This is a genomic window from Streptomyces sp. 63XJN7_1_ISO-PGPR-S23-121 (assembly GCF_056173025.1).
The window spans coordinates 6,312,273-6,335,012 of the sequence record NZ_CM149653.1 but is presented as its reverse complement, the minus strand read 5'-3'; the positions used below and the strand labels follow the sequence as shown (position 1 = coordinate 6,335,012).

Sequence of the window (22,740 nt, the reverse complement as noted above, 5' to 3'; positions counted from 1 at the left end):
CACTTCGGGACGTCAGGTCACGGCGAGTCGAAGGTGACCGGGGTCTCGAAGGCCGCCCGGCGGGTGGCGCGGCGCAGGGCCTTCAGCACCGGTGTGCCGAGCGCGAGGGTGAGCGCGACCGTCATCGCGGCGCGGCCCCCGTCCCAGCCGAGGGACGTGGCCAGGCAGTACGCGAGGAAGCGGGCCAGGTTGTCGGCGACCGACGCGTCCGGGTCGAAGGCGATGTTCGAGGCGAGCGTGTTCATGAAGGTCCAGCCCGCGAGGTTCATCACCGTGCCGTAGGCGAACGCGGCCAGGAACCCGTACACGGCGAGCAGGAGCAGTTCGCCCCGGCCGCGCAGCCGGTCCGGGAAGGGCAGCAGGCCCGCGCCCATCGTGAACCAGCCCATCGACAGCATCTGGAACGGCATCCACGGCCCCACCCCGCCCGTGAGCAGCGCGGACGCGAACATGGTGACCGAGCCGAGGACGAAGCCGAAGCCCGGGCCGAGGACCCGGCCGCTGAGGACCATCAGGAAGAACATCGGCTCCAGGCCGGCCGTCCCCGCGCCGATGGGGCGCAGTGCCGCGCCCGCCGCCGCCAGCACGCCGAGCATCGCCACGGCCTTGGGGCCGAGACCCGACTCCGAGATCGTCGCCGCCACCACCGCCACCAGCAGCACCAGCACGCCCGCGAACAGCCACGGCGCGTCCTGGGCGTGGGCGTTCACCGAGGCGTCCGGCGGGGCGAGGAAGGGCCAGCCGAAGCCCGCCACGCCCACCGCGCTGACCAGCACCAGGGCGACGACGGAACGGGGGCCCAGGCGGACGGCGCGGGCCTGGCGCTGCGGTGCGGCGGGCTTGGTGTCCGGGTGTGCGTCGCTCACGACAGGGCCTCCCGCACCTGCGCCACCGTCAGCCACCTCTGCGGCGCCAGGACCTTCGCGACCTGCGGGGCGAAGGACGGGGAGGCCACCACCACGTCCGCCGCCGGGCCGTCGGCGATCACCTCGCCCTCGGCGAGCAGCACGACCCGGTCGGCCAGCTCGGCGGCCAGTTCCACGTCGTGCGTGGCCAGCACGATCGCGTGGCCGTCGGCCGTGAGCGAGCGCAGGATGCCCGCCAGGCGGGCCTTCGCCGCGTAGTCCAGGCCGCGCGTCGGCTCGTCCAGGAGCAGCAGCGGCGGGCGGGCCGTCAGCACGACGGCCAGGGCGAGGGTCAGGCGCTGGCCCTCCGACAGGTCGCGGGGGTGCGTGCCGTCGGTGACGCCGGGGAGCAGCTCCGTCAGCAGTGCGCGGCAGGTGCCGGGCGCCGCGTCCGCGTCCCGGTCCGCGGCCCCGCACTCGGCGGCGACCGTGTCCGCGTACAGCAGGTCGCGCGGCTCCTGCGGGACCAGACCGACCCGGCGGACGAGCTCGCGCGGGGCCGTGCGGTGCGGCACGGCGCCGCCGGCGCGGACCGAACCGGCGGACGGTTCGACGAGGCCGACGAGCGCCGCAAGGAGGGTGGACTTGCCGGCGCCGTTGCGGCCCATGAGGGCGACCGTCTCGCCGGGGGAGACGGCGAGGCCGACGTCGCGCAGCGCCTGGACGCGGCCGCGCCGGACGGCGAGGGAACGGACCTCGGCGGCGTACGGGGAGGGGGCGGCGTCCGGGACCTTCCGGCGGCGGGGCCACCGGGAGGCGGGCGCGGGCCGGGGCGCCGGGAGCACGGAGCCCGCGGGGGTGCGTTCCGGGGGCCGCCGGCCGTCCAGCCGCTCCCGCAGCGGGGCCGCGCGGCGGCGGGCGTCCCGGACCGTCAGCGGCAGCGGGGACCAGCCGGCCAGCCGGCCCAGGTCCACCACCGGCGGACACACCGGGGACACGGCCATCACCTCCGCCGGGGAGCCGATGACCGGCGCGGCGCCCGGGGACGGCAGCAGGACGACCTGGTCGGCGTACTGCGCGACGCGCTCCAGGCGGTGCTCGGCCATCAGCACCGTCGTGCCGAGGTCGTGGACCAGGCGCTGGAGCACCGCCAGGACCTCCTCCGCGGCGGCCGGGTCCAGGGCGGAGGTCGGCTCGTCCAGGACCAGGACGGCGGGGTGCGGGGTGAGGACCGAGCCGATGGCGACGCGCTGCTGCTGGCCGCCTGAGAGCGTGGCGATGGGACGGGCGCGCAGGCCGGACAGGCCCAGCAGGTCGAGGGTCTCCTCGACCCTGCGGCGCATCACGTCCGGGGCGAGGCCCAGGGACTCCATGCCGTAGGCGAGCTCGTCCTCGACGGTGTCCGTCACGAAGTGGGACAGCGGGTCCTGGCCGACCGTGCCGACCACGTCGGCGAGTTCGCGCGGCTTGTGCGTGCGGGTGTCGCGGCCGGCCACGGTGACCCGGCCGCTCAGGGTGCCGCCGGTGAAGTGCGGCACGAGGCCGCCGACCGCGCCGAGCACGGTCGACTTGCCGACGCCCGACGGGCCGGCCAGCAGGACGAGTTCGCCCTCGGGGACCTCGAAGTCCACGCCGCGGACGGTGGGTTCGGCCACTCCGTCGTACGTCACGGAGACATCCTCGAAGCGGATCACGACGGCTCCTCGACGGGTGCGGAGGCGGGCTCGGGGGCGGGGGTGACGAACGCCGGGAGCAGACCGACGAGCACCGCCGCCGCCGGCCACAGCGGGAGCGACGGCGCGACCAGGGGGACCACGCCCGGATGCAGCGCCGCCGGGTCGACGGACGCGGCCACGGACATCAGGGCCGCGACGGCCACGCCGGAGGCGGTGACCAGCCAGGCGCGGGCGTCCCAGCGGTCGGGGCGGTAACGGGTGCGCGGGGACCGGCGGCCGCCGAGCCACAGTCCCCCGAGCGCGGCGGCGAGCCCGGCGACGAGGACCGGGACGCCGTACGTGCCGCCGGCGGCGGTCAGCACGCCGTACGTCCCCGCGCAGACGCCGAGCAGTCCGCCCAGGGTGAGGGCGGCGGTGGTACGGCGTACGGCGGCGGGGACCTCGGCGGTACGGCCGTAGCCGCGGGCGTCCATCGCGGCGGCGAGGGCGACGGAGCGCTCCAGGGCGCCCTCCAGCACCGGCAGTCCGACCTGGAGCAGGCCGCGCACGCCCTTGTCGGGCCGGCCCCTGAGGCGGCGGGCGGCACGCAGGCGGTGGACGTCGGCGACGAGGTTCGGGGCGAAGGTCAGGGCGACGACGACGGCCACGCCCATCTCGTACAGGGCGCCGGGGAGGGACTTGAGGAGGCGGGAGGGGTTGGCGAGGGCGTTCGCGGCGCCGACGCAGACGAGGAGGGCGGCGAGCTTCATCGCGTCGTACAGGGCGAAGGCGAGGCCCTCGGCGGTGACGCGGCCACCGAGGCGGATGCCCTGCGCCCAGTGGGGGAGGGGGACTTCGGGGAGGGTGACGAGGGTGCGGGTGCCGGGGATGGGGGAGCCGAGGACGGTGGTGAAGACGAGGCGGATGAGGAGGACGGCGAGGGCGAGCTTGACGAAGGCGCCGTAGGAGCGGGACCAGGGGGCGTCGGGGCGGCGGGCGATGACGACGTAGGCCGAGACGGCGACGAGGAGGGCGAGGAGGAGGGGGTTGGTGGTGCGGGTGGCGGCGGTGCCGAGGGCGAGGGCCCAGAGCCACCAGGCGCCGGGGTGGAGCTGTGGGGTGCGCCGGGCGCGGGGGGTGGGTGCGCCGGGCGTCGGGCGCGGGGTCGGGGTGCGCCGGCGCCAGGGGGTGGGGGCGCTCGCCCGCGCTGACGGGGCGCGGCCTGCGCCCACCCTCCCCCGCTCTCGGCTGCGCTCGAGCGGGGCGACCCCCGTCGCCCCAGCAGGCTGGGTGGGCTGGGCGGGGTGCGCGGCTCGGCTGGCCGTGGGCTGCGCAGGCGTTGGGTCAGGAGTTGGCATTTCCGCGCCGCCTCGACTGCCAGGCCGCTGCCGCGGCCAGGGCCGCGACGATCGCCATGCCCGTGACGAGGCCGGCCGACGGACCGCCGTCGTCCTCCTGCGCGGGCTTCTGCTCGGGGGCCGCGGTCGTCGTCGGGTCCTGCTTCCGCGACGACACCTGCTCCCCGCACCCCGCCCTCGGGTAGCCCGCGATGGCGCAGAGCAGGGCGTTGGTGTCGTAGCGCAGGGGACCCGCCACGGCGGCCAGGGCGTCGGCCGTCGTGGCGTCGGCGGCGACGCGCGCACAGGCCGTACGGCCCGCGGGCGGGGTCTCGCCGGACGGGGCGTCGGACGCCGTACCGAAGTCCAGGACGAGCGCCACCCGCTTGCTGCCCTCCTCCGCGGGCGTCTTCGCGCAGATCGCCGCGAAGTCCGCCGTGCCGCGCGGCTGGGCCGCGTCGCCGGAGTCCTCGCTCACCGAGAAGCGGAAGCCCTGCACGTCGCCGTCGGAGGGGCGGGCCGTCGAGGGGCCCTGGGTGGCGTACGTCCAGTGGTCGCCGTCACGGTCCCAGAAGGACCAGTACCGGTAGCCGGTGGCCTGCGCCGGGCCCGCGCCCGCGACGATCACGAGCGCGGCCAGCAGCAGGAGCGCCAGGCGGCGTATCACGGCTGCTGCTTCCGGTTGCGGCCGCTGATGAAGATGCCGATGCCGATGCCGAAGACGAGGCAGACGCCGACGAACCACCAGACGCCGAACGGGGAGTCGTCCTTCCCGTCCTTCTGCTCGTCCTTCCCGGACTGGCCGGTGGCACGGTCGCTCACCTTGACCCCGCTCGGGGCCGGACCCGTGGCGTTGAGCTGCTCCACCAGGTCGGTGCCGCCGAAGGCGCGCGGGTCGGTGCCCGTGGCGTGGGCGGCGAGGATGAGCTGCGCGTAGGCGGCGGGCCCGCTCTGCGCGGCCCAGGCCGCGGCGTTCTTCTCCAGCCAGGCCAGCGGCTTCGCGGCACTCTTCGCCCCGCCCTGTGCGGCGAGCGCGACGACGGCGTCGGCGGTGTTGCCGTAGTCGGGCTGGGGGTCCGCACCGGCGAGGGCGGAGGTCAGGTGGCCGTCCTTGGCGACGGTCCGCGCGAGGTGGGCGGCGCCGTTCGCGGCGGCCTGCTCCCGGGTGGGCCGGTCCGCGCCGGCGCAGCCGGTGGCGCCGCCCGCCGCCTTGCCCGGCTCGGCGACCAGGCCCTTGCCGAGCGCGCCGAGGACACCGGCGGCGGTCGCGTCGTCGTTCGCGAGGAGCTTGCCGTCCTTCTCGGGCTGGTAGGCGAAGGCCCCCGCGCCCTCGCCGCCGGAGCAGGGCAGGGCGAACGTCAGCAGGGCGTCGTAGGGCGACCTGCCGCCCTTCGTGACGTCCTCCGGCTTGGTGCCGGTGGCCGTCAGGGCGCCGATGACCACGGAGGTGGAGTTGGCGTCGCTGGGACCGCCCGGGGTGTAACCCCAGCCGCCGTCCTTGTTCTGCACGGACTTCAGCCAGGCCAGGGCGTCCTCGACGACGTCGCCGCGCCCGCCGACGGCCCACAGGGCCTGGACGGCGGCGGCCGTGCTGTTGGTGTCGACCATGGTCTTGGCGTCGCACGGCTTGCCGGTGTCGGCCCGGTAGGGCGCGAAGGCGCCGTTGTCGCACTGCTGCCCGGCGAGCCAGTCCACGGCCTTCGTGGCCGGGATCACGCCCGCGGTGTCCTGGGCGAGCAGCGCGAGCGACTGGCGCCAGACCCCGTCGTACTGCGGGTCGGCGGTGCCGTAGAGCCCGGCGGGCGCGGTCGCGGAGGCGGACGGTGACGGGTCGGCGGCGACCGCGGGCGCGGCGGCGGCGCCGAGCACGGCTATGGCGGCCAGAGCCGCGGCGCTGCGACGGCGGACGTTCATGATCGGCGGGTGCCTTTCCCTGTGCGGGACCGGACAGCACGGGGCACCCCCGGCGGCTCGGCCCCGTATGCCTCGACGGTGCCCGTGCACGGCGGGCGCCGGGCACGTGAGCCGGTCACAGTTCCGCCCGGGGCGATCCGGCTCACCGCCCGGGACGGACGGCTCACGGTTGCGGGTCAGCGCCGGAATTGCACCGGCTTCCCCCCGTACGGGTGTGATGACGACGCCGCCACTTTACCCGCCCGTAGGCAGGCGGGCCGAGGGCGGTCGCGGGGGACGGGAGGGCCTCCCGTACCTTCCCGTCATGCCACTGGGGAGACTGCTCGGTTCCGGGCGCACGGCCGACGTGTACGAGATCGACGAGGCGTGGGTGCTGCGCCGCGATCGGGAGGGCATCGGCGACGCCGTGGCCGAGGGCACGGTGATGGAGCACGTGCGCGCGCACGGCTACCCGGTGCCCCGGGTGCGGCCCGGCGGTCCGGGAGCGCCGCGGACCGATCTGGTGATGGAGCGGCTGTCCGGGCCGACCATGCTGCGGGCGTGCCTGTCGGGCTCGCCGACGCCCCGCGAGGCGGGTGCCGAACTGGCCCGGCTGCTGCGGCGGCTGCACGAGGTCCCCGCCCCCGGCTCCGCGGATCCCGGCGTCCGCGTCCTCCACCTCGACCTGCACCCGGACAACGTGATCCTCACACCCGACGGGCCCCGGGTCATCGACTGGTCCAACGCCGAGGAGGGCGACCCCGGCCTGGACTGGGGCATGTCCGCGGTGATCCTCGCCCAGGTGGCCGCCGACCCCGACGGGCCGATGGCCGGCCCCGCGGGGGAGATGCTGGCCGCGCTGCTCGCCGACCCCTCGGGCCTCACGCCGGACGGCCTCGCCGAGGCGCGGCGGCGGCGCGCGGCCAACCCGACCATGAGCCGGCGGGAACGGGAGGTCCTGCCCGCCGCCGAGACGCTGATCCGCTCGCACCTGGGCTGACCCGACCGGCCTGCCCCCGAAGGGCTCCCGGTCCGTTCACCGGACCGGGGTGCTCGCCTCCCCGGCCTCCGTCAGGTCGAGCAGACGGCACACCGTGTCGATGTCCACCTTCACCTGGTCGAGGGACGCGCGGCCCGCGAGCCAGGCGATCAGGGTGGAGTGCCAGGTGTGCTCGACGACACGGACCGCGGAGAGCCGCTCGGGGGCCGGGTGGTCCGGGCCGCCCATCGCGTCCAGGATGATCGCCGTGGTCTGCCGGGAGACCCGGTCGACCTCGGGGGAGACGCTGCGGTCGGCGAAGGTGAGGGCGCGGGCCATCGCCTCGGCCAGCCGCGGCTCGCGCTGGAGGGCGCCGAAGGCCCGCATCAGGGTCTGCGCCACCCGCTCCGCCGCCGTCTCGCCGTCCGGCGGCTGCTTGCGCAGCGTCGCGTGCAGGCGCTCGAGCTGGTCCTGCATGGTCGCGACCAGCAGATGGACCTTGGACGGGAAGTAGCGGTACAGCGTGCCGAGGGCCACCTGCGAGGACTCGGCGACCTCGCGCATCTGCACCGCGTCGAAACCGCCCCGGGCGGCCAGCCGGGCGCTCGCCTGGAGGATGCGGCGACGGCGCGCCTCCTGCCGTTCCGTCAGGGGCGGGGAGGGCGGGGAGCGGCGCACGGGTCCGGCCGCCGTTCCCGCCACCGGGTTGTCCACCTTGGTCACCTTGGTCACCTTCTTCCCCCCACCCGGCCCGGCAGGTGTCCCGCCGGGGCCGCCGTCGTGGCGTGAATCACCTGATCCACTCGTCACAGGGCCCCTACCTGCCGGTAGATTCGAGGCCTCTGACGATCAAGTCTGAAACTTGTTCCAGATTAACGTCCCGGCGTAGTGTCGCGGGACGAAGCAGGGAGAGAGGGGCCCGGGAGTGACCGCTGAGGCCAGTCAGGCGGGTCCCCGTCAGGAGGTCGCCGCCGACGGCTTGCGACCCCTCCGCATCGCGCTCCTCACCTACAAGGGGAACCCGTTCTGCGGCGGCCAAGGCGTCTACGTCCGCCATCTGTCGCGCGAACTGGCCCGCCTCGGCCACCGGGTCGAGGTCATCGGCGCCCAGCCGTACCCCGTGCTCGACGAGGGGCACGACGACCGGCTGTCCCTCACCGAGCTGCCGAGCCTCGACCTCTACCGGCAGCCCGACCCCTTCCGCACCCCGAAGCGCGACGAGTACCGCGACTGGGTCGACGCCCTCGAGGTCGCCACCATGTGGACCGGCGGCTTCCCCGAGCCGCTGACGTTCTCGCTGCGCGCCCGCCGCCATCTGCGCGCCCGCCGCGGCGACTTCGACGTCGTCCACGACAACCAGACCCTCGGCTACGGCCTCCTCGGCGACGTCGGCGCCCCCCTCGTCACCACCATCCACCACCCCATCACCGTGGACCGGCAGCTCGAACTGGACGCCGCCGACAGCCGCAAGCGCCGCCTGTCCGTGCGCCGCTGGTACGCCTTCACCCGCATGCAGAAGCGCGTCGCCCGCCGCCTGCCGTCCGTGCTCACCGTCTCCGGCACCTCCCGCCAGGAGATCGTCGACCACCTCGGCGTACGGGGCGACCGCATCCACGTCGTCCACATCGGCGCCGACACCGACCTGTTCTCGCCCGACCCGTCGGTGCCGCAGGTGCCCGGCCGGATCGTGACCACGTCCAGCGCGGACGTCCCGCTCAAGGGCCTGGTCTTCCTCGTCGAGGCGCTGGCGAAGGTCCGCACCGAGCAGCCCGACGCCCACCTCGTCGTCGTCGGCAAGCGGCCCGCCGAGGGGCCCGTCGCCCAGGCGATCGAGCGGTACGGCCTCGAAGGCGCCGTCGAGTTCGTCAAGGGCATCTCGGACGCCGAACTCGTCGACCTCGTGCGCTCGGCGCAGGTCGCCTGCGTGCCGTCCCTGTACGAGGGGTTCTCGCTGCCCGCCGCCGAGGCCATGGCGACCGGCACCGCGCTGCTCGCCACGACCGGCGGGGCCGTCCCGGAGGTCGCCGGCCGCGACGGGGAGACCTGCCTCGCCGTGCCGCCCGGCGACGCGGGGGCGCTGGCCGCCGGCCTGAACCGGCTGCTCGGCGACCCGGAGCTGCGCGCCCGGCTCGGCGTGGCCGGACGCGACCGCGTGCTGCGGCACTTCACCTGGGCCCGTGCCGCCGAGGGCACGGTCGCCCGCTACCGCGAGGCCATCGGCCCCGCCCCCACGGCCACCCCGAGGATCGTGCCCGCGACCCCGACCCCCAGTGACACCGGCGTCTATCCCGAAAGCAGGGCCACGTGCTGACCGTCGACTTCTCCCGGTTCCCGCTCGCCCCCGGCGACCGCGTCCTGGACCTCGGCTGCGGCGCCGGCCGGCACGCGTTCGAGTGCTACCGGCGCGGCGCCCAGGTCGTCGCGCTGGACCAGAACGGCGAGGAGATCCGCGAGGTCGCCAAGTGGTTCGCCGCGATGAAGGAGGCCGGTGAGGCACCGGCCGGTGCCACCGCCACCGCCATGGAGGGCGACGCGCTGGCCCTGCCCTTCCCGGACGAGTCCTTCGACGTCGTCATCATCTCCGAGGTGATGGAGCACATCCCCGACGACAAGGGCGTCCTCGCCGAGATGGTCCGCGTCCTCAGGCCCGGCGGGCGCATCGCCATCACCGTGCCGCGCTACGGCCCCGAGAAGGTCTGCTGGACGCTGTCCGACGCCTACCACGAGGTCGAGGGCGGCCACATCCGCATCTACAAGGCGGACGAACTCCTCGCACGCATACGCGAGGCGGGCCTCAAGCCGTACGGCACCCACCACGCGCACGCGCTGCACTCGCCGTACTGGTGGCTGAAGTGCGCCTTCGGCGTCGACAACGACAAGGCGCTGCCGGTGCGGGCGTACCACAAGCTGCTGGTCTGGGACATCATGAAGAAGCCGCTGGCGACCCGGGTCGCCGAGCGGGCGCTCAACCCGCTGATCGGCAAGAGCTTCGTGGCCTACGCGACCAAGCCGCACCTCCCGCCGGTGGACGCCGCGTGACGTCGCCCAGGAGTCCCCGCACCCCCCGCACCGAACACCTCGTCCTGCCCGGCGTCCTCACCGACGAGCAGGCCGCGGCCACCGTCCGCGGCATCCTCGCCGTACAGCGCGAGGACGGCGCCATCCCGTGGTTCCGCGGGCACCACCTCGACCCCTGGGACCACGTCGAGGCGGCAATGGCCCTGGACGCGGCCGGCGAGCACGACGCCGCCGAGCGCGCGTACACGTGGCTGGCCCGGCACCAGAACCAGGACGGCTCCTGGTACGCCGCCTACGCCGACGGCGACTTCGCCGACGTCACCGACCGCGGCCGGGAGACCAACTTCGTCGCCTACGTCGCCGTGGGCGTCTGGCACCACTACCTCGCCACCGGCGACGACACGTTCCTGGACCGGATGTGGCCGGTCGTCGTCGCCGCGACCGAGTTCGTGCTGCGACTCCAGCAGCCCGGCGGCCAGATCGGCTGGCGGCGCGACGACGACGGCACCCCGGCGCACGACGCGCTGCTCACCGGCAGCTCCTCCGTCCACCACGCGCTGCGCTGCGCCCTCGCCATCGCCGAGCAGCGCGAGGAGCCGCAGCCCGACTGGGAGTTGGCCGTCGGCGCGCTGCGGCACGCCATCCGCCGCCACCCGGAGCGGTTCCTGGACAAGGACCGCTACTCGATGGACTGGTACTACCCGGTGCTGGGCGGCGCGCTGACCGGCACGGAGGCCAGGTCGCGCATCCAGGAGAGCTGGGACCGCTTCGTCGTCCCCGGCCTCGGCGTGCGCTGCGTCGTCCCCAACCCGTGGGTGACGGGCGGCGAATCGGCCGAACTCGCCCTCGCGCTGTGGGCGGTGGGCGAGTCCGACCGAGCCCTGGAGATCCTCCAGTCCATCCAGCACCTGCGGGACGCCGAAAGCGGCCTGTACTGGACCGGGTACGTCTTCGACGACCAGGTCGTCTGGCCGCGCGAACTGACCTCCTGGACGGCCGGTTCCCTGCTGCTCGCCGTGGCCGCGCTCGGCGGCCACGAGGCGACCTGCCAGGTCTTCTCGGGCGACCGGCTGCCGAAGGGCCTCGACCCGGACTGCTGCGTCTGACCGGGAGGCCGGCGGGTCAGCGGTGGCCGAGCCGGCCGGCGATGGCGTGGCCGACGAAGAGGTAGACGACGGCGGCCAGACCGTACCCGGCGACGACGCGCGCCCAGGCCTCGTCGAACGTGAAGAGGTCCCGCGACCAGCCGGCCAGCCAGTCGGCCGCGTCATGGACGAACCGCACCAGGTCGTTGGCCCGGTTGGCGTCCAACAGGTACATCAGTATCCACAGGCCGAGGATGAAGGCCATGACGTCCGCGACGATCGCGATGGCCCGGCCCGCGGTGCTGGAACCGTGGTATCTAGACATGCCTTGCGTATGGCCCCGGAAGCCCGGGGGAAACCTGCGCGGACGGCCCCCCGCCCGGAACTGCGTCCGGACGGGGGGCCGTTGAGTCTGTTCGGACCTTCGAAGGTCAGCCGCGCTGGATGCCCGAGGTGTCCTGGAGGACGCCGCGACGGCCGTCCTGCGTCTGGGCGACCAGGTTCGCGCCGCGCTGCTCGACGGCCAGGTACCAGGTGCCCGGCGCCAGTTCGGCGATCGGCGTCGGCGAGCCGTCCTCCGCGAACAGCGGACGCGGCACCGGCACGGCGAACCAGAACGGCGAGAAGTCCCCGGCCGGCTGGGCCTGCGCCTGCTGCGGCTGCGGGGCCTGCGGCTGGCCCTGCTGCGGCTGACCGCCGAACGACGGCTGACCGGGCTGACCGGGCTGACCGGGCTGGCCGGGCTGACCCGGCTGCCCGCCGTACGGCTGCTGCGGCGCACCCGGGTAGCCGTAACCACCCTGCGGCTGGGCGCCGTAGGGCTGCGGCGCGGCCGGACGCTGGGCCGGCACGAGCGGGCTCTTGAGGGCGGGAACGAGCGGGGTGGCGAGGGCGGCGGCGGCCATGACCAGCGTCGCGATGAGGGCGAGGATCAGGCCCATGCCCGCGTCCGGACCGCCGGAGGAGCTACCGAAGTTGTCCGTGCCGCCGGCCGGGTCGAAGACGTTGCCGAGCGCGCTCCACGCGGCGAAGATCGCGAAGGCGGCGCCGAACTGCCCGAGTTCGAGCCCCGCGATCTTCCGGGGCTGCGGCAGCCCCCGGGAGACCACGACGAGAGCGGCGGCGATGATGCCCGCAAGGACGACCCCCATCAGGACCGGGCCGCTTTCCCACAAGTTGGGCATTTCGACACTGTCGGGCACGCCGTCGATCGAGTAGAGGTCGAGGAACGACGCGATGAACAGCAACACCGCTGCTCCGATCACCACGCCGTCGCCTCGAGTGAGGGAGCGGATATTCACTTCAGGTCCTTCGTAGGTCGTCTCGTCGTCGGTAGAGGCGTCGCTGTCACCATGTCGCCGTCGGGCCCTGATGGGAAGCGCGGGGGTGACCCCTCATCGTACGGACGACACTATCGTCCGTACGGCGGACCTGTCCGCAGGGATCTGCGCGGTGATCGCTACCCGCGCAGGAAACTCACGATTCCCTCAGACATCCCCTGCGCCGCCTTCTGCCGCCACTCGCCGCTGGTCAGCAGTGCCGCGTCCGCGCTGTCGCGCATGTTGCCGCACTCGATGAACACCTTGGGAACCGTTGACAGATTGAGACCGCCCAGGTCCGTGCGCGTGACGAGACCGGTACCGCCGCCTAGGTAGTTGGCGGGCGCGCTGCCCGTGACCCGGACGAAGTTGCCCGCGATGCGCTGGCCGAGTTCGGCGGAGGGGGTGACGACGGCGCGGGTGTCGGCGGCACCGTCGTGCACCCTGCCCGGCAGGATGACGTGGAAGCCGCGGTTGCCGGCCCCCGCGCCGTCGGCGTGGATGGAGATCGCGGCGTCCGCACGCGCCTCGTTGCCGATCCGGGCCCGTTCGTCCACGCAGGGACCGAAGGGGCGGTCGCCGTCCTGCGTCAGTTTCACCGTGGCGCCCTGCTCCTCCAGGAGCGTGCGCAGCCGGTGGGCCACGTCGAGGGTGAACTTCGCCTCGGGCCAGCCCGCGTTGGTGGACGTGCCGGTCGTGTCGCACTCCTTGCGGTTCGTGCCGATGTCCACCTGCCGGTTGATCTCGGACGAGTGCCGGAAGTTGCCCGGGTTGTGCCCCGGGTCGATGACGACGACCTTGCCCTTCAGCGGGCCGGACCCGGCGGCGGGCGCGGACGCCCGCGGGGACGCGGGGGACGTGCCGTCCGCGGACGCGGAGGACGTGCCGGTGGGCCTCTTGGCGTCCGCGGTGGGGGACGCGGGACCGCCGGAGGACGGTGCCGGCGACACCGACGCGCCGCTCGCCCGGTCCGTGCCGCCGCCTCCGTCGCCCGGGCCGCCGACCGCGGCGTACACCCCCCACCCGAGCAGCGCCCCGGGGACGAGCGCGGCGAGCGCCACGGTCAGCGGGCGGCGCAGACGGGAACGGCGGGGCTGGGGAGGATCGAAGTCCGGGCCTGTGTACGACACGTCAGCCACCTTAGAGGCCCCCGGCGGGCTCCGCAGGGCCCCCCGGGGCCCGCCCCGGACCCCGTCGCCGGACCGCGGCGGCGCACGCGCGCCCGGTCAGTCGTCGTCGGACTGCTGCTCGTGCCGGTAGGTGCCCCGGGCCAGCTCCTGGAGGAGTTCGTGCTCGGTCTTGCCCGTCACCCGCGCCATGGTGCGCAGCAGCTGTGCGCAGAGAGCCGCCGCGCCGTCCATCAGGGCCTCCGTCGCCAGCGGGTCCTCCCGGCGCCGCTCGGCGACGTACTCGGCCAGCAGGTCGTCCCCGGAGACGTAGGCGGTCATGAACTCGATACCGGTGCGGACGCGGTCGTAGTCGCTGCTCATGGCCGAACCATCGCACACGGACGCGCCGGAGGCGCCCTCAGATCCCCTTGCCCGTGCGCCGCAGGACGCGCAGCGAGTCGGTGGCCGAGACCTCGGTGAAAGCGCCGGACGCGAGGGCGCGGAGGTAGACCCGGTACGGGGCCTGGCCGGTGAACTCGTCGGCCGGGTCCGGGAAGACGTCGTGGATGACCAGCAGGCCGCCGTCGGCCACGTGCGGGGCCCAGCCCTCGTAGTCGGCGTTCGCGTGCTCGTCGGTGTGGCCGCCGTCGACGAAGACCAGGCCGAGGGGGGAGTTCCAGACCGCCGCGACCCGGGGCGAGTGGCCGACGAGGGCCACCACGTGCTCCTCCAGGCCGGCCCGGTGGAGGGTGCGGCGGAAGGTGGGGAGCGTGTCCATCACCCCGAGCTCGGCGTCGACCGTCTCCGGGTCGTGGTACTCCCAGCCCGGCTGCTGCTCCTCGCTGCCCCGGTGGTGGTCGACGGTGAGCGCCGTGACCCCGGCCCGGCGGGCGGCGTCGGCCAGCAGCAGGGTGGAGCGCCCGCAGTACGTGCCGACCTCGAGGAGCGGCAGTCCGAGCCCGCCCGCCTCGGCCGCCGCCGCGTACAGCGCCAGTCCCTCGTGCGCGGGCATGAACCCCTTCGCGGCGTCGAAGGCGGCCAGGATCTCCGGCGTGGGTGCCGCGGGCATGGGGGTCCTCCCGGTGGTGCGTGCGTGCTGGCGCCCCATGCTGCCGCACCCCCCGCCGCGCGCTGCGGCAGGGGGTGCTCCGGGGCGGGCGGCGCGGGTCAGGCGGAGACCGGGGCGCCCGGCAGGGACAGGTCCAGGTCGACCGGGCGCTCGTCGCCCCCGTGGGTCGCCGCGTGGGCGAGCGGGCCGTGCCCCGCGGCGCGGGCGGCCAGGACGTACGGGCCCTCGGCCGGGACGGCGAGCGTGTAACTGCCGTCCCCGGCGGAGAGCGTCGCGCCCGCCTGACGGCCGTGGCGGTCGATCAGCGTGACCTTGGCGCGGGCGACGGGCACGCCGTCGGCGGCCAGCACCCGGCCCCGGAAGCCCCGCAGCGCCTCCTCGGCGCGCGCCAGGTTCTCGTCCTCCTCGCTGCTCGCCCGCAGCTGCGTGGTGGCCGCCGGGCGCCTGCGCGGCAGGAAGAAGGCCAGCGCGAGTCCGGCGGCGACCGCGACGGTCGCGATCAGGAAGGAGACCCGGAAGCCGTGCATGGTCGGGACCGCCACGCCGCCGACGGTGGTCGAGGTGTTGGCGAGCACCATGCCGATGACGGCGCTGGACACCGACGTGCCGATGGACCGCATCAGGGTGTTGAGGCCGTTGGCCGAGCCCGTCTCCGAGGCCGGGACGGCGCCCACGATCAGCGCGGGCAGCGACGAGTAGGCGAGGCCGATGCCCGCGCCGAGCAGCACCGAGGTGACGACGGTCTGCCAGGCGGCGCTCATCAGGCCGAGGCCGCCGCCGTAGCCGACCGCGATGACCAGCAGGCCGATGATCAGGGTGGTGCGCGGGCCGTAACGGGCGGACAGGCGGGCGTACACCGGCGCGGTGAACATCATCGTCAGGCCCAGCGGGGCCACGCACAGGCCGGCGACGACCATCGACTGGCCGAGGCCGTAGCCGGTGGCGGAGGGCAACTGGAGGAGCTGGGGCAGGACGAGGGAGACGACGTAGAAGGCGACGCCGACCATGATCGAGGCGAGGTTGGTGAGGAGCACCTCGCGGCGGGCCGTGGTGCGCAGGTCCACCAGCGGGGCCGCGACGCGCAGCTCCATCAGGCCCCACAGCAGCAGCACCGCGACGGCGGCGGCGAACAGGCCCAGCGTGGTGGCCGATCCCCAGCCCCAGTCGCTGCCCTTGGTGATCGGCAGCAGGAAGAGGACCAGGCCGGCGGAGAGGCCGAGCGCGCCGGGGAGGTCGAAGGAACCCCTCGCGCGCAGCGGGGACTCCGGTACGGCCAGGAGGGTCAGGGCGATGGCGAGGACGCCGAGGCCGGCGGCGCCGTAGAACAGGGCGTGCCAGTCCGTGTGCTGGGCCACCAGGGCGGCGGCGGGCAGCGCGAGGCCGCCGCCGACGCCGATCGAGGAGCTCATGAGGGCCATCGACGAGCCGAGCCGCTCGCGGGGCAGCATGTCGCGCATGAGGCCGATGCCGAGGGGTATCGCGCCCATCGCGAAGCCCTGGAGCGTACGGCCGACGATCATGGGCAGCAGGGCGGCGGTGAAGGCGCTGACCAGCGCGCCGGCCACCATCACGGACAGGCTGACGATCAGCATGCGCCGCTTGCCGTACAGGTCGCCGAGGCGCCCCATGATCGGCGTGGCGACGGCTCCGGACAGGAGCGTGGAGGTCAGGACCCAGGTGGCGTTGCCGGGCGTGGTGTCCAGGAGCCGGGGCAGGTCCTTAATGACCGGGACGAGCAGGGTCTGCATCACCGCGACGACGATGCCCGCGAAGGCGAGCACCGGGACGGTGGCCCCGCTCGCTCTGCGGGCGGGTTCGTCGGTCGTCGTGTGGGACATTGAGTGAGGCCTCCAGGCCGGGGAGTCGGGCGAATGCGATGCGTGACGTGTGCAGGCTGAACCTCGTGCGCCCGGGCAACTATTCCGTTGCTTCGAGTCCCTAACGATTTCTTGACCTTCTCTTGGGACGTGCCGGAACCGGGCCCGCGCGGTCCGGGACCGGGCGCCCTGGTCCGGAGTGCGGTGGGACCCGTGTCCCGGTGGCCGGCGTCCCGTACGGTCGTCGCCGTCCAGCACCGTGCCGACAGGAGACGCATGCCCATCGACGCAGCCCGGGCGCTCGCCGCCGCTCCCCGCGTCCGCGATATCGCCTGGGACCACAAGGACGTCCTGCTCTACCACCTCGGCATCGGCGCAGGCGTCCCCGCCACCGACCCGCGCGAGCTGCGCTACACGCTGGAGTCCCGGCTGTGCGCCCTGCCGAGCTTCGCCACCGTCGCGGGCGGCGGCCCGCCGGGCGTGATCGGCACGCTGTCCGTGCCCGGCGTCGACGTCGACCTCGCCCGGGTGCTGCACGGCGGACAGGGCCTCGAGATCCACCGGCCCGTCCCGGCGCGCGGCCGGGCGACCGCGACCTCGCGCGTCGTCGCCGTGCACGACAAGGGCACGGCGGCCGTCCTCGTCCTGCGCACCGAGGCCGCGGACGCCGCGGGGCCGCTGTGGACCGACGAGGCCGAGGTCTTCGTCCGCGGAGAGGGCGGGTGGGGCGGCGAGCGGGGCCCGTCCGGCCGCCCGGCGCCGTCGCCGGCCGGGGAGCCCGACCTGGTCGTCGAGCGCCCCGTCCGCGAGGACCAGGCCCTGCTCTACCGGCTCTCCGGTGACTGGAACCCGCTCCACGCCGACCCGGCGTTCGCCGCGCGCGCCGGGTTCGGCCGGCCGGTCCTGCACGGACTGTGCACCTACGGCAGCACGCTGAAGACGGTCGTGGACACGCTGCTCGACGGGGACGTGACCCGGGTGCGCGAGTACCGCACGCGCTTCGCCGGGGTCGTGTACCCGGGGGAGACCCTGCGGGTGCGCATGTGGCGGGGCGACGGCGTCGTACGGGTGGCGGTCGGCGCCGTCGAGCGTGACGACGCGGCCGTCCTCGCCGACACCCTGGTGCGGCACGGCTGACCGCCGGGGCCCGCGCCGGCGGCGACGACGGCCCCGCACGTCGCGAGCGACGTGCGGGGCCGTGTCTCCCGTTGTGCTCGGCGTGCCGTCAGGCCGCCGTTTCGGTCTCCTCCACCGGCTTGCGGTGGCGGCCGCGCGGCGTGGCCGCGTCGTCCTGGCTGGAGACCGGTCCTCGGTGCCGGCCGTGGCCGGTGCCGGTCGTTCGAACGTCGGCACCGGCGGCCTGGATCGGCTGGGTCGTGCTGGCGTCGTTCATCGGTAGGAATTCACCCCGTCAACATGATCTTTCCTGAAGCCGGGCGAGTGTAACCGGCACACCGCGGCCCGGATCCAGGCGGCCACGCCGACCGGCACTAGTTCGTTACAAGCCGTGCCAGAGGGGCCTGTTGCAGCGGAACCGGGCGCGACGGAGCGGAGGCCGGATCCTCCGTTCCCGCGGAAGTCCCCGGCTCCGTACCGTCGGTCCGCCCGTCCTCGGCGAAGGGGACCGGCAGCCTGGCCACCCCGCACGGCGACTCCCGGGTGGCGTACGGCAGACGGAGCTCGCCGCCCGCCGTCCACGTCCCGGCCCCCGCCAGCCAGCCCTCGGGAGCCGCGAGATGCCGCACCCGGCGTTCGACCGGCCGCCACACCCCGACCCAGCTGCCCAGCGCGCCGTCCACCCGCAGCGCCACTCCGCAGCGCTCCGGCGTCAGCATCTGACCCGGCTGGACCGCGAACGGCGTCACGGCGCAGTCCGGCAGCCGCAGGCACTCCGGGAACCGCACCGGCAGGGTGCTGCCCAGCACTCCCCAGCCCAGCCGGGCGTGCCCCGGCGAGGGCGCGTCCGAGCGGATCAGCACCAGCCCGCTGTCCGGGTCGGCCAGCAGTATCCGGTCGTCGCTGTCCGCGGCGATCTGCAGCAGCGGCGACACCTCGCCGCCGCACCCCAGGTCCACCACGACCGCCTTGGTGCGCCCGCCGGTCTCGCGGTCCACGGCCAGCATCCGCCCCTCGCGGTCCAGCCAGACCCCGCCCGAGCACCGGCCGGGGATCTCCGCGAGGTGCCGGGGCCCGGACGAGCCCCCCGCCACCTGCCACAGCGCCGTCGAGCGCGGGCCGACGGCCAGGGCGTACGCCCGCTCGCCGCCCGGCACCGGCGGCAGCAGCCGGGGCGGGGCGGTGCCGTCCGGGCACTCGATCGCGCCCAGCGGCTGCTCCCCGGTACCGGGCCCGGTCGGGTACAGCAGCGCGAAGAGGTGCCGCCCGGCCGCGACGCGGTGGACCAGGACCCGCCCGTCGGCCATCGGCTGCACCTCGGTGCCGGGCTCCTCCGGCTGATGGCCGGGCAGCGGCACCGCGTACGGCTCCGGACCGTCCAGGGTCCAGCGCTCCGGGTACCAGGAGTCGCCGGCCGGGGCGAGGCGCGCGGCGTAGGCGCCCTCCGCGGTGATGGCGCAGGCCGCCCGCGGTGTCCCGGCGTTCTCCGGGCCGTCGTCCCCGTGGTCCGCCGAAGGCTCGATAGCACAGACCGTCATCGTTCGGTCACCTCCGGCGACGAAGCTAGTTTTCGTACGCACACGCGGGGGAGCGGAGACGGCCTCCATCACACATACGGGTGGCGCAGGAACGGTTCGCCTGAGGAAAGCGGGAGGTGTGTGCTGGACGGTGCCGGTCCGCCCGGGCCGGCCCGCGGCGGGTACAGCGGCCCAGAAGCTCCAGGTAGCCTTGCGTGCGTGCCCCGTCTGTCAGAAGTCATCGCCGCGCTGGAGAACCTGTGGCCCGCCGAGCGGGCCGAGTCCTGGGACGCGGTCGGCACCGTCGCGGGCGACCCCGACCAGGAGGTCTCCCGGGTGCTGTTCGCCGTCGACCCGGTCCAGGAGATCGCCGACGAGGCGGTGGAGCTGGGCGCCGGCCTGCTGGTCACCCACCACCCGCTGTATCTGCGCGGGACGACGACGGTCGCGGCCTCCACCTCCAAGGGCCGCGTGGTGCACACGCTCATCAAGAACGACGTCGCCCTGCACGTCGCCCACACCAACGCCGACACCGCCGACCCCGGCGTCTCCGACGCGCTGGCCGGCGCCCTCGGCCTCCGCGTCGTACGCCCCCTGGTGCCGGACCCGTCCGACCCCGAGGGCCGCCGCGGCCTGGGCCGCGTCTGCGCGCTGGAGCACCCGCTCACCGTCCGCGAGCTCGCCGCCCGCGCCGCCGAGCGGCTGCCCGCCACCGCGCAGGGCATCCGCGTCGCCGGCGACCCCGAGGCGGTCGTCCGCACGGTCGCGGTCAGCGGCGGCTCCGGCGACAGCCTCTTCGACCACGTACGGGCGGCGGGTGTCGACGCCTTCCTCACCGCGGACCTGCGCCACCACCCGGTGTCCGAGTTCACGGCGGATCGCGCCCACAGTCCTCTCGCGCTGCTCGACGCCGCGCACTGGGCCACCGAGTGGCCCTGGTGCGAGCTGGCCGCAGCCCAGCTCGACGAGATCTCCGACCGCAACGGATGGGACCTCCGGGTCCACGTGTCCCGCACGGTCACCGACCCCTGGACCGCCCACGCGGCGTCCACCACGACAGCGAACACCATGGGAGCCCCCAACTGAACGCCGCGCCCGCCGACCAGATCCGACTCCTCGACGTCCAGGACCTCGACGTCCGCCTCCAGCAGCTCGCGCACAAGAAGCGGTCGCTGCCCGAGCACGCCGAGATCGAGTCGCTGACCAAGGACCTCACCCAGCTCCGCGACCTGCTCGTCGCCGCGCAGACCGAGGAGAGCGACTGCGCCCGCGAGCAGACCAAGGCCGAGCAGGACGTGGACCAGGTGCGCCAGCGCGCCGCCCGCGACCAGCAGCGCCTGGACTCGGGGGCCGTCACCTCCCCGAAGGACCTGGAGAACCTCCAGCGCGAGATCGTCTCCCTCGCCAAGCGGCAGGGCGACCTGGAGGACGTCGTCCTGGAGGTCATGGAGCGCCGCGAGTCCGCGCAGGAGCGGGTCGCCGAGCTGACCGAGCGGGTCGGCTCCGTGCAGGACCGGATCGACGACGCCACCGGGCGCCGGGACGCGGCCGTCGAGGAGCTCGACGGCCAGGCGGCCTCGGTGGCCAAGGACCGCGAGGTCATCGCGGGCGCCGTCCCCGCGGACCTGCTGAAGCTCTACGACAAGCTCCGCGAGCAGCAGGGCGGCGTCGGCGCGGCCAAGCTGTACCAGCGCAGCTGCCAGGGATGCCGCCAGGAGCTGGCCATCACCGAGCTGAGCGAGATCCGCTCGGCGGCGCCCGACACCGTCGTCCGCTGCGAGAACTGCCGCCGCATCCTCGTGCGCACGGCCGACTCCGGACTGTAGGGGGCCGGTGCGGTGAGCGCGGGGGCAGATCCGGCGGCGGGTCCGCCGCGGGAGTTCGTCGTGGAGGCCGACGGCGGGTCGCGGGGCAACCCGGGGCCCGCGGGCTACGGCGCGGTGGTGAGCGACGCGGTGACGGGGGAGACCCTGGCCGAGGTCGCCGAGTACCTCGGCGTCGCCACCAACAACGTCGCCGAGTACCGCGGCCTGCTGGCCGGCCTGCGCGCCGCGCACGGGCTGGATCCGTCGGCGTCCGTCCACGTCCGGATGGACTCCAAGCTCGTCGTCGAGCAGATGTCGGGCCGCTGGAAGATCAAGCACCCCGACATGAAGCCCCTCGCGGCCGAGGCGGCCCGCGTCTTCCCGCCGGGCCGGGTGACCTACGAGTGGATCCCCCGGGCGGGCAACAAGCACGCCGACCGCCTGGCCAACGAGGCGATGGACGCCGGCGCCCGCGGCGAGCAGTGGTCGCCGTCGGCGTCGACGGCCGACCTGCACGCGACCGGCACCGCCGGCGGGCGCGCCGCCCGGGGCGGTCGTGCCGGGGGTGCGCCGGGCGGTGCCGGTGCCGGGGCGGGGGCCGCACGGTCCGCCGATTCCGGGACCGCGGCGGACGCCGGGGCACGGGCCGCCGCTCCGGACGGGCGCGGTGCCGGCGCCGCCGAGGGCGAGCGCATCGCCCGGACGGCGCGGACCGCGGCCGGTGCCCGGCCCTCCACCGCCGCTGACGGGACCACGCCGGACGCCCTGTCGTCGCCCGTCGCCGGGACGGGACGCGGCGCCGACGACGCGCGGGCCGCCAGGACGGTGGCCTCGCCCGGCTGGGGTCCGCCCGACATGGGCGCCCCCGCCACCTTCGTACTGCTCCGGCACGGCGAGACGCCCCTGACGCCGCAGAAGCGGTTCTCCGGGAGCGGGGGCGGCGACCCGTCGCTGTCCGCCGCCGGCCGCGAGCAGGCCGCCAGGGCCGCCGAGGGCCTCGCCCGGCGCGGCACGATCCAGGCGGTCGTCGCGTCACCGCTGGCCCGTACCCGCGAGACCGCCGCCGTCGTCGCCGCCCGCCTGGGCCTGGAGGTCACGGTCGACGAGGGGTTGCGCGAGACCGACTTCGGCGCCTGGGAGGGGCTGACCTTCGGCGAGGTGCGCGAGCGGTACCCGGACGACCTGAACGCCTGGCTGGCCTCCCCGGACGCCGAGCCGACCGGCGGCGGCGAGAGCTTCGCGGCGACCGGCGCCCGCGTCGCCGCCACCCGCGACCGGCTGGTCTCCGCCCACGCGGGCCGCACCGTCCTGCTGGTCTCGCACGTGACGCCGATCAAGACGTTCGTACGGCTCGCCCTCGGCGCCCCGCCCGAGTCGCTGTTCCGCATGGAACTGTCGGCGGCGTCGCTGTCGGCCGTGGCGTACTACGCCGACGGCGGCGCCAGCGTCCGCCTGTTCAACGACACGTCCCACCTGCGCTGAGCCCCGCCGCCGCGCGGGCCAGCGCCTCGACCCGCGCCCAGTCGCGCCCGGCCACGGCGTCCTTCGGCAGCATCCAGCTCCCCCCGACGCAGCCGACGTTGGGCAGCGCCAGGTACTCCGGCGCGGAGGCCGGCCCGATGCCGCCGGTCGGGCAGAACCGGGCCTGCGGCAGCGGGGCGGCGAGCGCCTTGAGGTAGGCGGTGCCGCCCGCGGCCTCGGCCGGGAAGAACTTCATCTCCCGCACCCCGCGCTCCAGCAGCGCCACCACCTCCGACGTGGTCGACACCCCCGGCAGGAACGGCACGCCGGATGCGCGCATCGCCTCCAGCAGCGTGTCCGTCCATCCCGGGCTGACCAGGAACCGCGCCCCGGCCGCCACGACCTCGCCGACCTGTTCCGACGTGATCAGCGTGCCCGCGCCGACCACCGCGTCCGGCACCTCTTCGGCGATCGCCCGGATCGCCTCGACCGCGACCGGCGTCCGCAGCGTGACCTCGATCGCGGGCAGCCCGCCGGCGACGAGCGCGCGGGCGAGCGGTACGGCGTCCGCGAGGTCGTCGAGGACCACGACGGGGACGACGGGGGCGAGGTCCAGGACCGAGCCGGCGGGCGAGGCGGACGGGGAGGCCGGCAGCGGTGAGGGGGGCAGCGGTGAGGTCATGGCCTCATCGTGCCCTCCGAGTGCATCCTCTGC

General features: G+C 75.2%; 23 protein-coding genes. 8 read left to right on the top strand and 15 right to left on the bottom strand.

Going from position 1 to position 22,740, the window contains the following annotated elements:
• Nucleotides 1-17: 17 nt before the first annotated feature.
• The 5 genes from AC0VYN_RS28380 to AC0VYN_RS28360 form a co-directional block, all read right to left on the bottom strand.
• Entirely contained in the window at nucleotides 18-866 is an 849-nt protein-coding gene (locus AC0VYN_RS28380) for an ECF transporter S component (protein WP_475533244.1), read from the bottom strand.
• Entirely contained in the window at nucleotides 863-2,539 is a 1,677-nt protein-coding gene (locus AC0VYN_RS28375; RefSeq protein ID WP_475533243.1) for an ABC transporter ATP-binding protein, read from the bottom strand. The genes AC0VYN_RS28380 and AC0VYN_RS28375 overlap by 4 nt, the downstream gene beginning before the upstream one ends.
• Nucleotides 2,536-3,732 carry an energy-coupling factor transporter transmembrane component T gene (locus AC0VYN_RS28370; protein WP_475533242.1) on the bottom strand — a complete coding sequence of 399 codons (1,197 nt, stop codon included), beginning with the start codon at nucleotides 3,730-3,732 and terminating at the stop codon, nucleotides 2,536-2,538. Before AC0VYN_RS28370 ends, AC0VYN_RS28375 begins: the two co-directional genes overlap by 4 nt.
• A gap of 112 nt (nucleotides 3,733-3,844) precedes the next feature.
• Nucleotides 3,845-4,504: an SCO2322 family protein gene (locus AC0VYN_RS28365; RefSeq protein WP_475533241.1), complete on the bottom strand. Its 660-nt coding sequence runs from the start codon at nucleotides 4,502-4,504 to the stop codon at nucleotides 3,845-3,847.
• Entirely contained in the window at nucleotides 4,501-5,751 is a 1,251-nt protein-coding gene (locus AC0VYN_RS28360; RefSeq protein WP_475533240.1) for a prenyltransferase/squalene oxidase repeat-containing protein, read from the bottom strand. Before AC0VYN_RS28360 ends, AC0VYN_RS28365 begins: the two co-directional genes overlap by 4 nt.
• Before the next feature lie 304 nt (nucleotides 5,752-6,055).
• Here AC0VYN_RS28360 and AC0VYN_RS28355 point away from each other — a divergent pair, with 304 nt between their 5' ends.
• Nucleotides 6,056-6,730 carry a phosphotransferase gene (locus AC0VYN_RS28355; RefSeq protein WP_475533239.1) on the top strand — a complete coding sequence of 225 codons (675 nt, stop codon included), beginning with the start codon at nucleotides 6,056-6,058 and terminating at the stop codon, nucleotides 6,728-6,730.
• Between the two features lie 36 nt (nucleotides 6,731-6,766).
• Here AC0VYN_RS28355 and AC0VYN_RS28350 read toward each other — a convergent pair whose 3' ends face one another.
• On the bottom strand, nucleotides 6,767-7,432 hold the full coding sequence (locus tag AC0VYN_RS28350; RefSeq protein WP_475533238.1) for a TetR family transcriptional regulator: 666 nt from the start codon (nucleotides 7,430-7,432) through the stop codon (nucleotides 6,767-6,769).
• A 202-nt stretch (nucleotides 7,433-7,634) separates the two neighbouring features.
• On the opposite strand from AC0VYN_RS28350, the gene AC0VYN_RS28345 reads away from it, so the two are divergent.
• Genes AC0VYN_RS28345 through AC0VYN_RS28335 form a run of 3 tightly spaced genes read left to right on the top strand, consistent with a single transcriptional unit; the run spans nucleotide 7,635 to nucleotide 10,833 of the window.
• On the top strand, nucleotides 7,635-9,020 hold the full coding sequence (locus tag AC0VYN_RS28345; protein WP_475533237.1) for a glycosyltransferase family 4 protein: 1,386 nt from the start codon (nucleotides 7,635-7,637) through the stop codon (nucleotides 9,018-9,020).
• The gene (locus AC0VYN_RS28340; RefSeq protein ID WP_475533236.1) at nucleotides 9,014-9,748 is read left to right on the top strand and encodes a class I SAM-dependent methyltransferase; all 735 of its coding nucleotides are present in this window, start codon (nucleotides 9,014-9,016) and stop codon (nucleotides 9,746-9,748) included. The genes AC0VYN_RS28345 and AC0VYN_RS28340 overlap by 7 nt, the downstream gene beginning before the upstream one ends.
• Nucleotides 9,745-10,833 carry a glucosidase family protein gene (locus AC0VYN_RS28335; protein WP_475533235.1) on the top strand — a complete coding sequence of 363 codons (1,089 nt, stop codon included), beginning with the start codon at nucleotides 9,745-9,747 and terminating at the stop codon, nucleotides 10,831-10,833. The genes AC0VYN_RS28340 and AC0VYN_RS28335 overlap by 4 nt, the downstream gene beginning before the upstream one ends.
• Before the next feature lie 16 nt (nucleotides 10,834-10,849).
• Here AC0VYN_RS28335 and AC0VYN_RS28330 read toward each other — a convergent pair whose 3' ends face one another.
• The 6 genes from AC0VYN_RS28330 to AC0VYN_RS28305 all read right to left on the bottom strand — a co-directional run bounded on the left by AC0VYN_RS28330 (nucleotide 10,850) and on the right by AC0VYN_RS28305 (nucleotide 16,147).
• A complete protein-coding gene (locus AC0VYN_RS28330; protein WP_385467906.1) occupies nucleotides 10,850-11,137 on the bottom strand; it encodes a hypothetical protein in 288 nt (95 codons plus the stop codon).
• A 106-nt stretch (nucleotides 11,138-11,243) separates the two neighbouring features.
• Nucleotides 11,244-12,113 (bottom strand): hypothetical protein, encoded by an 870-nt coding sequence (locus AC0VYN_RS28325; protein WP_475533234.1) that lies wholly within the window; start codon nucleotides 12,111-12,113, stop codon nucleotides 11,244-11,246.
• A gap of 158 nt (nucleotides 12,114-12,271) precedes the next feature.
• Entirely contained in the window at nucleotides 12,272-13,261 is a 990-nt protein-coding gene (locus AC0VYN_RS28320; protein ID WP_475533233.1) for an N-acetylmuramoyl-L-alanine amidase, read from the bottom strand.
• Nucleotides 13,262-13,357: 96 nt separating this feature from the next.
• Nucleotides 13,358-13,621: a hypothetical protein gene (locus AC0VYN_RS28315; protein WP_189228049.1), complete on the bottom strand. Its 264-nt coding sequence runs from the start codon at nucleotides 13,619-13,621 to the stop codon at nucleotides 13,358-13,360.
• Nucleotides 13,622-13,658: 37 nt separating this feature from the next.
• Nucleotides 13,659-14,309, bottom strand: a complete 651-nt coding sequence (locus AC0VYN_RS28310) for a class I SAM-dependent methyltransferase (RefSeq protein WP_385467917.1) — start codon at nucleotides 14,307-14,309, stop codon at nucleotides 13,659-13,661.
• 98 nt (nucleotides 14,310-14,407) lie between these two features.
• Complete coding sequence (locus AC0VYN_RS28305) at nucleotides 14,408-16,147, bottom strand: MFS transporter (protein WP_475533232.1); 1,740 nt, start codon at nucleotides 16,145-16,147, stop codon at nucleotides 14,408-14,410.
• A gap of 255 nt (nucleotides 16,148-16,402) precedes the next feature.
• Here AC0VYN_RS28305 and AC0VYN_RS28300 point away from each other — a divergent pair, with 255 nt between their 5' ends.
• Nucleotides 16,403-17,263, top strand: a complete 861-nt coding sequence (locus AC0VYN_RS28300; protein WP_475533231.1) for a MaoC/PaaZ C-terminal domain-containing protein — start codon at nucleotides 16,403-16,405, stop codon at nucleotides 17,261-17,263.
• 88 nt (nucleotides 17,264-17,351) lie between these two features.
• Here AC0VYN_RS28300 and AC0VYN_RS28295 read toward each other — a convergent pair whose 3' ends face one another.
• Nucleotides 17,352-17,519: a hypothetical protein gene (locus AC0VYN_RS28295; protein ID WP_475533230.1), complete on the bottom strand. Its 168-nt coding sequence runs from the start codon at nucleotides 17,517-17,519 to the stop codon at nucleotides 17,352-17,354.
• 97 nt (nucleotides 17,520-17,616) lie between these two features.
• Entirely contained in the window at nucleotides 17,617-18,780 is a 1,164-nt protein-coding gene (locus tag AC0VYN_RS28290; protein WP_475533229.1) for a hypothetical protein, read from the bottom strand.
• A gap of 198 nt (nucleotides 18,781-18,978) precedes the next feature.
• On the opposite strand from AC0VYN_RS28290, the gene AC0VYN_RS28285 reads away from it, so the two are divergent.
• The 3 genes from AC0VYN_RS28285 to AC0VYN_RS28275 are packed head-to-tail and all read left to right on the top strand — an operon-like array spanning nucleotide 18,979 to nucleotide 22,046.
• Complete coding sequence (locus AC0VYN_RS28285) at nucleotides 18,979-19,845, top strand: Nif3-like dinuclear metal center hexameric protein (RefSeq protein WP_475533228.1); 867 nt, start codon at nucleotides 18,979-18,981, stop codon at nucleotides 19,843-19,845.
• Nucleotides 19,842-20,585 (top strand): zinc ribbon domain-containing protein, encoded by a 744-nt coding sequence (locus tag AC0VYN_RS28280; protein WP_475537008.1) that lies wholly within the window; start codon nucleotides 19,842-19,844, stop codon nucleotides 20,583-20,585. The genes AC0VYN_RS28285 and AC0VYN_RS28280 overlap by 4 nt, the downstream gene beginning before the upstream one ends.
• Nucleotides 20,586-20,597: 12 nt before the next feature.
• Complete coding sequence (locus tag AC0VYN_RS28275; RefSeq protein ID WP_475533227.1) at nucleotides 20,598-22,046, top strand: bifunctional RNase H/acid phosphatase; 1,449 nt, start codon at nucleotides 20,598-20,600, stop codon at nucleotides 22,044-22,046.
• Here the strand turns inward: AC0VYN_RS28275 and eda are convergent.
• On the bottom strand, nucleotides 22,021-22,707 hold the full coding sequence (eda, locus tag AC0VYN_RS28270; RefSeq protein ID WP_475533226.1) for a bifunctional 4-hydroxy-2-oxoglutarate aldolase/2-dehydro-3-deoxy-phosphogluconate aldolase: 687 nt from the start codon (nucleotides 22,705-22,707) through the stop codon (nucleotides 22,021-22,023). The genes AC0VYN_RS28275 and eda overlap by 26 nt on opposite strands.
• Nucleotides 22,708-22,740 lie beyond the last annotated feature (33 nt).

Bases quoted from the DNA above. Each gene is read 5' to 3' on its own strand.
- eda (WP_475533226.1), bottom strand. From the start codon at position 22,707: ATGACCTCACCGCTGCCCCCCTCACCGCTGCCGGCCTCCCCGTCCGCC.
- AC0VYN_RS28330 (WP_385467906.1), bottom strand. From the start codon at position 11,137: ATGTCTAGATACCACGGTTCCAGCACCGCGGGCCGGGCCATCGCGATC.
- AC0VYN_RS28300 (WP_475533231.1), top strand. From the start codon at position 16,403: ATGCCCATCGACGCAGCCCGGGCGCTCGCCGCCGCTCCCCGCGTCCGC.
- AC0VYN_RS28290 (WP_475533229.1), bottom strand. From the start codon at position 18,780: ATGACGGTCTGTGCTATCGAGCCTTCGGCGGACCACGGGGACGACGGC.
- AC0VYN_RS28315 (WP_189228049.1), bottom strand. From the start codon at position 13,621: ATGAGCAGCGACTACGACCGCGTCCGCACCGGTATCGAGTTCATGACC.
- AC0VYN_RS28305 (WP_475533232.1), bottom strand. From the start codon at position 16,147: ATGTCCCACACGACGACCGACGAACCCGCCCGCAGAGCGAGCGGGGCC.
- AC0VYN_RS28355 (WP_475533239.1), top strand. From the start codon at position 6,056: ATGCCACTGGGGAGACTGCTCGGTTCCGGGCGCACGGCCGACGTGTAC.
- AC0VYN_RS28360 (WP_475533240.1), bottom strand. From the start codon at position 5,751: ATGAACGTCCGCCGTCGCAGCGCCGCGGCTCTGGCCGCCATAGCCGTG.
- AC0VYN_RS28295 (WP_475533230.1), bottom strand. From the start codon at position 17,519: ATGAACGACGCCAGCACGACCCAGCCGATCCAGGCCGCCGGTGCCGAC.
- AC0VYN_RS28310 (WP_385467917.1), bottom strand. From the start codon at position 14,309: ATGCCCGCGGCACCCACGCCGGAGATCCTGGCCGCCTTCGACGCCGCG.